Here is a 7657-nt window from a genome sequence, read left to right as displayed (position 1 = left end):
GGGGGGGGGCTCAGCCGGCCGACGCGAGGGCCTCGGTGACGCCGGTCTCCTGCCGGCCGAGGAAGACCGGGTCCGGCCGCAGGACCACGTCCGCGGCGGCCTTCCCCGCGGCGGCCAGCTCGCGGACCCCGCCGTAGTACCAGACCGCGTCGTGCGGCTCGGCGACCCCGACGCCGTACGACTCGACGCCGGCCGCGCGGCAGAGGGCGACCGCCCGCCGGACGTGGAAGCCCTGGGTGACGAGGACGGCCCGGTCGACGCCGAAGATCCGCTTGGCGCGGACGCAGGAGTCCCAGGTGTCGAAGCCGGCGTGGTCGTTGACGATCCGCGTGCCGGGCACGCCGCGCTCGACGAGGTACGCGCGCATGGCGTCCGGCTCGTCGTAGTCGGCGCGGCTGTTGTCGCCGGTGACGAGGACGACCTTCACCTTGCCCGTGCGGTACAGCTCGGCGGCCGTGTCGAGCCGGTGCGCCAGGTACGGGGTGGGGCGGCCCTTCCACAGGCCGGCGCCGAACACCACGGCCACGTCGCGGGCCGGTACGTCGGCGGCGGTGCGCAGGCTGCCGGCGGTGCTGGTGTGCAGCCAGGTCGCCGGCGCGAGCGCCAGGACGCAAGCCAGCATCACGCCCTGCGCCAGCCGCCGCTGCCCCCGCCGCGTGCCCGGCACCAGTCCGCGCGTCCAGCCCCGCATCACGAGCCCTCCCGTCGCCCCGGCACGCGCGGTGCGCGCCCCCTCGTCCTGTCCGACGCGCCCGCCGGCCCCCCGGTTCGCCGGACGGCCGGGCGGCGGGTGTGACGTGCGTCCCCCCGCCGTGCCGGGCGGTCAGGCGGCGGCCCGCTCGAACTGCGCCGCGTACAGCCGGGCGTAGGCGCCGCCGGCCGCCAGGAGCTCCTCGTGCGTGCCCTGTTCGACGATGCGTCCGGCCTCCATCACCAGGATCACGTCGGCGTCGCGGATCGTGGAGAGGCGGTGGGCGATGACGAAGGAGGTGCGGCCCGCGCGCAGGGACGCCATGGCCCGCTGGATCAGCACCTCGGTGCGGGTGTCGACGGCGCTGGTCGCCTCGTCGAGGACGAGGACGGACGGCTCGGTGAGGAACGCCCGCGCGATGGTGACCAGTTGTCTCTCGCCCGCGCTGAGCCCGGCGCCGTCCTCGTCGAGGACCGTGTCGTAGCCGTCGGGCAGGGTGCGGACGAACCGGTCGGCGTGGGTGGCCATGGCCGCCTCGACGATCCGCTCCCGGGGCACGTCGCCGGGGACGCCGTACGCGATGTTCTCGGCGATCGTGCCGCCGAACAGCCAGGTGTCCTGGAGGACCATGCCGATGCCGGAGCGCAGCTCGTCGCGGGAGAGGGCGGTGACGTCGGTGCCGTCGACGAGGATGCGGCCGCCGGTCGTCTCGTGGAACCGCATGAGGAGGTTGACCAGGGTGGTCTTGCCCGCGCCGGTCGGACCGACGATGGCGACGGTGCGGCCGGGTTCGACGGTGAGGGACAGGTCCTCGATGAGGGGCTTCGCCGGGTCGTAGCGGAAGGAGACGCGGTCGAAGGCGACGTGCCCGGCCCGGCGGGCCGGGGGCGCGCCGGTGCCGGCGGGCGCGGGGTCCGGGGACTCCTCCTCGGCGTCGAGCAGGTCGAAGACGCGCTCGGCGGAGGCGACGGCGGACTGGAGGAGGTTCGCCATGGCGGCGATCTGGTTGACCGGGCCGTTGAACTCGTAGGAGTACTGCACGAAGGCCTGCACGTCGCCGATGGACAGCGTCCCGGAGGCCACCCGCAGCCCGCCGACGACGGCGACGAGGACGTAGTTGAGGTTGCCGACGAACGCCATGGCGGGCTGGATGAGCCCGGAGACGAACTGGGCGCGGAAGCTCGCCCGGTACAGGTCGTCGCCGAGGGCGTCGAACGTCTCCACGGCCTCCCGGCCCCGGCCGAAGGCCCGCACCTCGGCGTGGCCGGAGTACATCTCCTCGACGTGCCCGTTGAGCTTGCCGGTGACCGCCCACTGGCGGACGAACTGCGGCTGGGCGCGCTTGCCGATGCGGGCGGCGGCGAACACCGACACGGGCACGGTGCCCACCGCGACCAGGGCGAGCAGCGGTGAGATCCAGGTCATCATCGCCAGCACGCCGAGGACCGTGAGCAGGGCGCGGGTCATCGGGATGAACGCCTGCTGCATGGTCTGGGTGACGTTGTCGACGTCGTGGGTGAGCCGGCTGAGGACCTCGCCGCGCGGCTGCCGGTCGAGGTGGGCGAGCGGCAGCCGGGACAGCTTGGCCTGCGCCCGGGCGCGCAGCCGGTGCCCGGCGCGGTGGACGGCGGTCATGACCAGGCGCGCCTGGAGCCAGGCGAACGCGGCGGAGGCGGCGGCCACGGCGAGGACCAGCCCGAGGACGTCGGCGACGGCCCCGAAGTCCGCCCCGCCGGCCGTGCGCGCCCCGGACACCACCAGGTCGGTGGCGTCGCCGAGGAGCTTGGGGATGAGGACGGCCAGGGCGACGTACGCGACGGCCGCGGCGAGGGACCCCAGCAGCAGGGCGCGTTCGGGGGCGAAGACGCGCAGCAGGCGCAGCCCGGAGCGGCGGAAGTCCAGCGACCGCTCCGGGACGGGCGCGGCGGGCGTGCCGGGGCCGCGGGGCCCGGGGGCGGGACGGGCGGGGCGGCTCATGCGGCCTCCTCCTCGGTGAGCTGGGACAGGACGATCTCCCGGTACGTGGGGCTGTCGCGCAGCAGCTCCTCGTGGGTGCCCGTGCCGACCACCCGGCCCTCGTCGAGGACGACGATGCGGTCGGCGCCGCGGATGGTGGCGACGCGCTGGGCGACGATGACGACGGTGGCGTCCGCGGTCTCCTCGGCCAGCGCGGCGCGCAGCAGCGCGTCGGTGCGGTGGTCGAGCGCCGAGAACGAGTCGTCGAACAGGTACACCTGCGGGCGGGCCACCAGGACGCGGGCGATGGCGAGGCGCTGGCGCTGGCCGCCGGACAGGTTCGTGCCGCCCTGCTCGACGGGGGCGTCCAGGCCCTCGGGGAGCGCCTCGACGAACTCACGCGCCTGGGCGACGTCCAGGGCGTGCCACAGCTCCTCGTCGGTCGCGCCGGGCCTGCCGTAGCGGAGGTTGGAGGCGACGGTGCCGGAGAACAGGTACGGCTTCTGCGGCACCAGGCCGACGGTCCGGGCCAGCAGGTCGGGGTCCAGGTCGCGGACGTCCACGCCGCCGACGCGGACGGTGCCGCCGGTCGGGTCGAACAGCCGCGGCACCAGGCCCAGCAGGGTCGTCTTGCCGCTGCCGGTGGAGCCGATGACGGCGGTGGTGCGGCCGGGGCGCGCGGTGAGGGAGACGCCGTGCAGCACGTGCTCCTCCGCGCCCGGGTAGCCGAAGCGGGCGTCGCGGACCTCCAGGTGCCCGGGTCCGCGCAGGGAGCGGACCGGGTCGGCGGGCGGGACGACGGTCGGCTCGGTGTCGAGGACCTCGCGGATGCGCTCGGCGCTGACCTCGGCCCTGGGCACCTGCATGAGCAGGAACATCGTCATCATCACGGCCATGAAGATCTGGAGCAGGTAGCCGAGGAACGCGATGAGGGCGCCGGCCTGGAGCGTGCCGGCCTCCAGCCGGTGGCCGCCCGCCCAGACGACGGCGACGGTGGCGAGCTCCCAGACGACGATGACCATCGGGTACATGAGCGCGGTCAGCCGGCCCACCCGCAGCGAGACGGCCGTCAGCTCGTCGTTGGCGGTGCCGAACCGGCGCTGCTCGTGGCGGTCGCGGACGAAGGCGCGGACGACGCGGACGCCGCCGATCTGCTCGCGCAGCACCTGGTTGACCCGGTCGAGACGCTCCTGGGTGGTGCGGAACAGCGGGGGCATGCGCCGCACGACGAGCAGCACGGTCCCGCCGAGCAGCGGCACGAACAGCAGCAGGAGCAGGGCGAGCGGCACGTCCTGGGCGAGGGCCAGCCCGATGCCGCCGAGGCACATCAGGGGCGCCGCGACCAGGGTGGTCAGGGCGAGCACGGCGAGCGTCTGGACCTGCTGGACGTCGTTGGTGGTGCGGGTGACGAGGGAGGCGGGCCCGAAGCGGCCCACCTCCCGTACGGAGAACTCCTGGACGCGGCGGAAGACGGCGGAGCGCAGGTCGCGGCCCACGCCCATGGCGACGCGGGCCGCGGCGAACACGGCGGCGCCCGCCGCGGTGACCTGGAGGAGCGTGACGGCGGCCATGGCGCCGCCGGTGGCGAGGACGTGGCCGGTGTCCCCGCGCAGGACGCCGCCGTTGACGAGGTCGGCGTTGAGGGTCGGCAGGAGCAGGCCGGCCAGGGACTGGACCAGCTGGAGGACGACGACGAGGGCGAGCAGCCGCCGGTGGGGGCGGAGGCGGGCGCGGAGCAGGCGCAGCAGCACGGCCGCCGCTCCTCAGCCCGCGTAGGGGTGGGCGGCGCGGGCGGTGCGCAGGGCGCGGCCCCACCAGCCGAGCTGGTCGAGCATGCGCTTCGCGGCGCCGTCGGGCCCGGCGGGGTCCTTGAGCCCGCCGTCGTCGGTGAAGAGGCCGCCGGCGTTGTGGAAGGAGACCGTGTCGCGGACGGTGACGGCGTGCAGTTCGGCGAAGACCTGGCGCAGGTGCTCGACGGCGCGCAGGCCGCCGGAGACGCCGCCGTAGGAGACGAAGGCGACGGGCTTGGCCTGCCACTCCGTGTAGTGCCAGTCGACGAGGTTCTTCAGGGGGGCCGGGTAGGAGTGGTTGTACTCGGGGGTGAGGACGACGAACGCGTCGGCGGCGGCGAGCCGGGGGCTGACCTCCGCCAGTGCGGCGCGGGCCTCGGGCGAGGGGGTGTGGGAGAGGGCGGCCGGCAGTACGGTCCGCGCGAGGTCGACGACGTCGACGGTGAAGTCGGCGCGCTGCCGGGCGCGGGAGGTGAACCAGTCGGCGACGATCGGGGCGAAGCGTCCCTCGCGGTTGCTGCCGACGATGACGGCCAGCTTCAGGGGCTGTTCGGAGGAGGTGGGTCGCGGGGTGGTTTCCGTGGTGAGGTCCATGCGGGGAGCCTCACACCTCAACCAAACTTCAGGTCAAGCGCCGCTCGCGTCACCCGTTCGGAACGCCTCGCACCACGGGGCGGGTTCACCGTTCCGACCTGCGAAGACGTCCTGGCCGGAGACTTTTCCTGACGGTGGGTCAGCAGGCGCGGGGGGCGGTCCTGGCCTTACCTCGGAGAGCAGGACACCCGCTCGAAGCGCTGCCCGGAGGATCCCATGCGCACCACTGCCCGCTCGCTGACCGGTACCGCGCTCGCGGCCGTCTGCCTCGGCGCCCTCGCCGCCCCCGCGGCGTACGCCGGCGACCTCGGGACCCTGGAGATATCCCCCTCCACCGCCGCCCCGGGCACGAGCGTCACCGTCAGCACCCGCGCCTGCGGACCGGACGGGCACGGCGTGGGCGACGCGCGGGCGCTCGGCGCCGGCGAGTTCAAGGTGCGCCCCGGCGCCCACAAGGACACGGCGACCGGCACCTTCCGCGTCCCGGAGCACGCCAAGCCGGGCACCTACGGCATCGGCGTGGCCTGCGACAACGGCAGGACCGCCGCGGGCGACCTGGTGGTCCGGCACGGCGGCGGCCCCACCCACCACCCGACGCACCAGCCGACGCACCAGCCGACCCACCACCCCACCCAGGACGGTCCGCACGGCCACGTGAAGACGGGCGTGGGCGGCAGCGCCGGCCCCGACGCCGCACGCGTCGCGACGGGCGCGGCGATCCTGGCCGGCGCCGCCGCGGCGGGCGCCTGGACGCTGCGCCGCCGCGCGAACGGCGACCACGGCTGACCCCGCCCTGATCACGGCCGGCCCCCTCGACGGGACGCCCCGCCCGCCCCTCGGCGGGGCGCCCCTCCCCCGGCGGGCGGCCGCCGCCCCCACCGGCGAGGCGCTCCTCCTCCCGGCTCCCCGTCCCTCCCCCGACTCCCGCCCCCGCCGCGCGGCCCCGAGACCGCGGCGGGGGCGGGGACCCCCCGTCCGCGGGGCCCCTCCGGCGAGGACCCCGTCCCGCGAGGGGCCCGCACCCGGAGGTCCCACCCCCATGAGCAGCCCCACCGACACCGGCACCCGAGGCAAGGGCTGGGGCCTGGCCATCGCCGCGTGCGTCGGCCTGTGGCTGGTGCAGAGCGGCTCGGGCGAGCTGGACCCGCCCGTCCCCTCCGCCGCCGAGGCGTTCACGGCCGGGCCCGGCCGGTACGCCCCCGCGGCCGCCGAGCCGATGCCGCCGTCCGCGCCGGTACGGGTCCGCGTCCCGCGCATCGGCGTCGACGCGCCCGTCATCCGGCTCGGCCTCGCCGCGGACGGCAGCCTCGAGGTGCCCCCGGCCGGGGACCGCAACCTGGCCGGCTGGTACGGGGGCGGCACCCCGCCCGGCGCCCGCGGCACGGCGATCATGGCGGGCCACGTCGACGACGACGAGGGCCCCGCGGTGTTCTACGCGCTGGGCGCCCTGAAGAAGGGCGACCGCGTCGAGGTGACCCGCCTGGACGGGCGGACCGCCGTGTTCGCCGTCGACGCCGTCGAGGTGTACGACAACGACGACTTCCCCGACGAGAAGGTGTACGGCCGGTCCGACCGCGCCGAGCTGCGCGTCATCACCTGCGGCGGCGGCTTCTCCCCGAAGACCGGCTACCAGGGCAACGTCGTCGTGTACGCCCACCTCGTCGGCGCGCGCTGACCGCTCCGGCTCCGGCTCCGCCCCGCGCCGCCGTCACACCCGCGCCGCGCCACAGCCCCGCCCCGCCGTCACGCCCACTGGTCGAACGCCAGCTTCGCGACGAGCGAGAACACCACGATCAGCAGCACCCCGCGCACGAACCCCGCGCCCCTGCGCAGCGCCATCCGCGCCCCCAGCGTGCCGCCCGCCAGGTTGAACACCGCCATCAGCGCCGCCAGCCGCCACAGGACGTTCCCCTGGTACGCGAACATCGCCAGCGCGCCGGCGTTCGTGCACACGTTGACGACCTTCGCGGTGGCCGAGGCGGTCACCAGGTCCAGGTGCAGCACCGCCGTGAGCGCCAGCACCAGGAACGTGCCGGTGCCGGGCCCGAACAGCCCGTCGTAGAAGCCCAGCCCGCCGCCCACCAGCACGACCGCGGTGACGACCCGGGCCCGCCGCACCGGCCCCCGGGGCACCGTCCCGGTCCCGAACGACGGCCGCAGCAGCACGAACGCCGCGACGCCCAGCAGCACGGCGAGGATCACCGGGCGCAGCACCTCGCTGCTGACGCCCGCCGCGAGGAACGCCCCGCCCATCGAACCGGCGAGCGCGGCCAGGCCGATCCCGGCGGCCGTCCGCACCGGCACGGGCGTCCTGCGCAGGTAGGTCAGGGCCGCGCCGGTCGTGCCGACGATGGACACCGCCTTGTTCGTCCCCAGGCACTGCGCGGCCGGCACGTGCGGCACGCCCAGCAGCAGCGCCGGCAGGAGCAGCAGCCCGCCGCCGCCCACCACCGCGTCGATCCAGCCCGCCAGCAGCGCGGCGAGGCAGAGCAGCACGAGGGCGGTCAGCGAGATGTCCGGCATGCTCATGACCCTATGCGGCGCCCCGAAGTGCCCCCCGCCGGGCCCTCCCCCGCCCCCGCCGGGCTCCGGGCGGGAGGGCCGCCGCCGCCCTCACCACCGGTGG

At 76.0% G+C, this 7657-nt stretch carries 7 protein-coding genes; 2 read left to right on the top strand and 5 right to left on the bottom strand.

Features of this window, described 5'->3' with window-relative positions; translation table 11 throughout:
- Positions 1-10 precede the first annotated feature (10 nt).
- The 4 genes from IE106_RS18135 to IE106_RS18120 all read right to left on the bottom strand — a co-directional run bounded on the left by IE106_RS18135 (position 11) and on the right by IE106_RS18120 (position 5031).
- The gene (locus IE106_RS18135; protein ID WP_189535280.1) at positions 11-691 is read right to left on the bottom strand and encodes a SanA/YdcF family protein; all 681 of its coding nucleotides are present in this window, start codon (positions 689-691) and stop codon (positions 11-13) included.
- Positions 692-823: 132 nt separating this feature from the next.
- A complete protein-coding gene (locus tag IE106_RS18130) occupies positions 824-2668 on the bottom strand; it encodes an ABC transporter ATP-binding protein (RefSeq protein ID WP_189535278.1) in 1845 nt (614 codons plus the stop codon).
- Complete coding sequence (locus IE106_RS18125; RefSeq protein ID WP_189535276.1) at positions 2665-4398, bottom strand: ABC transporter ATP-binding protein; 1734 nt, start codon at positions 4396-4398, stop codon at positions 2665-2667. Before IE106_RS18125 ends, IE106_RS18130 begins: the two co-directional genes overlap by 4 nt.
- 12 nt (positions 4399-4410) lie before the next feature.
- Positions 4411-5031, bottom strand: a complete 621-nt coding sequence (locus tag IE106_RS18120) for an NADPH-dependent FMN reductase (RefSeq protein ID WP_189535274.1) — start codon at positions 5029-5031, stop codon at positions 4411-4413.
- A 216-nt stretch (positions 5032-5247) separates the two neighbouring features.
- Here IE106_RS18120 and IE106_RS18115 point away from each other — a divergent pair, with 216 nt between their 5' ends.
- Complete coding sequence (locus IE106_RS18115) at positions 5248-5817, top strand: GVDTG sorting domain-containing protein (RefSeq protein ID WP_189535272.1); 570 nt, start codon at positions 5248-5250, stop codon at positions 5815-5817.
- A 253-nt stretch (positions 5818-6070) separates the two neighbouring features.
- A complete protein-coding gene (locus tag IE106_RS18110) occupies positions 6071-6706 on the top strand; it encodes a class F sortase (RefSeq protein ID WP_189535270.1) in 636 nt (211 codons plus the stop codon).
- A gap of 68 nt (positions 6707-6774) precedes the next feature.
- Here the strand turns inward: IE106_RS18110 and IE106_RS18105 are convergent, their stop codons facing one another.
- Positions 6775-7554: a sulfite exporter TauE/SafE family protein gene (locus tag IE106_RS18105; RefSeq protein WP_189535269.1), complete on the bottom strand. Its 780-nt coding sequence runs from the start codon at positions 7552-7554 to the stop codon at positions 6775-6777.
- Positions 7555-7657: the final 103 nt, after the last annotated feature.

This window comes from Streptomyces roseolilacinus (genome assembly GCF_014649335.1).
Lineage (GTDB): Bacteria > Actinomycetota > Actinomycetes > Streptomycetales > Streptomycetaceae > Streptomyces > Streptomyces roseolilacinus.
Note: the sequence above shows the minus strand (reverse complement) of the source record. Positions and strands in the feature narration are given on the sequence as shown.

Excerpts from the sequence above, each read along its gene's own strand:
- IE106_RS18135 (WP_189535280.1), bottom strand. The coding sequence starts at position 691 with ATGCGGGGCTGGACGCGCGGACTGGTGCCGGGCACGCGGCGGGGGCAG.
- IE106_RS18130 (WP_189535278.1), bottom strand. The coding sequence starts at position 2,668 with ATGAGCCGCCCCGCCCGTCCCGCCCCCGGGCCCCGCGGCCCCGGCACG.
- IE106_RS18120 (WP_189535274.1), bottom strand. The coding sequence starts at position 5,031 with ATGGACCTCACCACGGAAACCACCCCGCGACCCACCTCCTCCGAACAG.
- IE106_RS18115 (WP_189535272.1), top strand. The coding sequence starts at position 5,248 with ATGCGCACCACTGCCCGCTCGCTGACCGGTACCGCGCTCGCGGCCGTC.
- IE106_RS18110 (WP_189535270.1), top strand. The coding sequence starts at position 6,071 with ATGAGCAGCCCCACCGACACCGGCACCCGAGGCAAGGGCTGGGGCCTG.
- IE106_RS18105 (WP_189535269.1), bottom strand. The coding sequence starts at position 7,554 with ATGCCGGACATCTCGCTGACCGCCCTCGTGCTGCTCTGCCTCGCCGCG.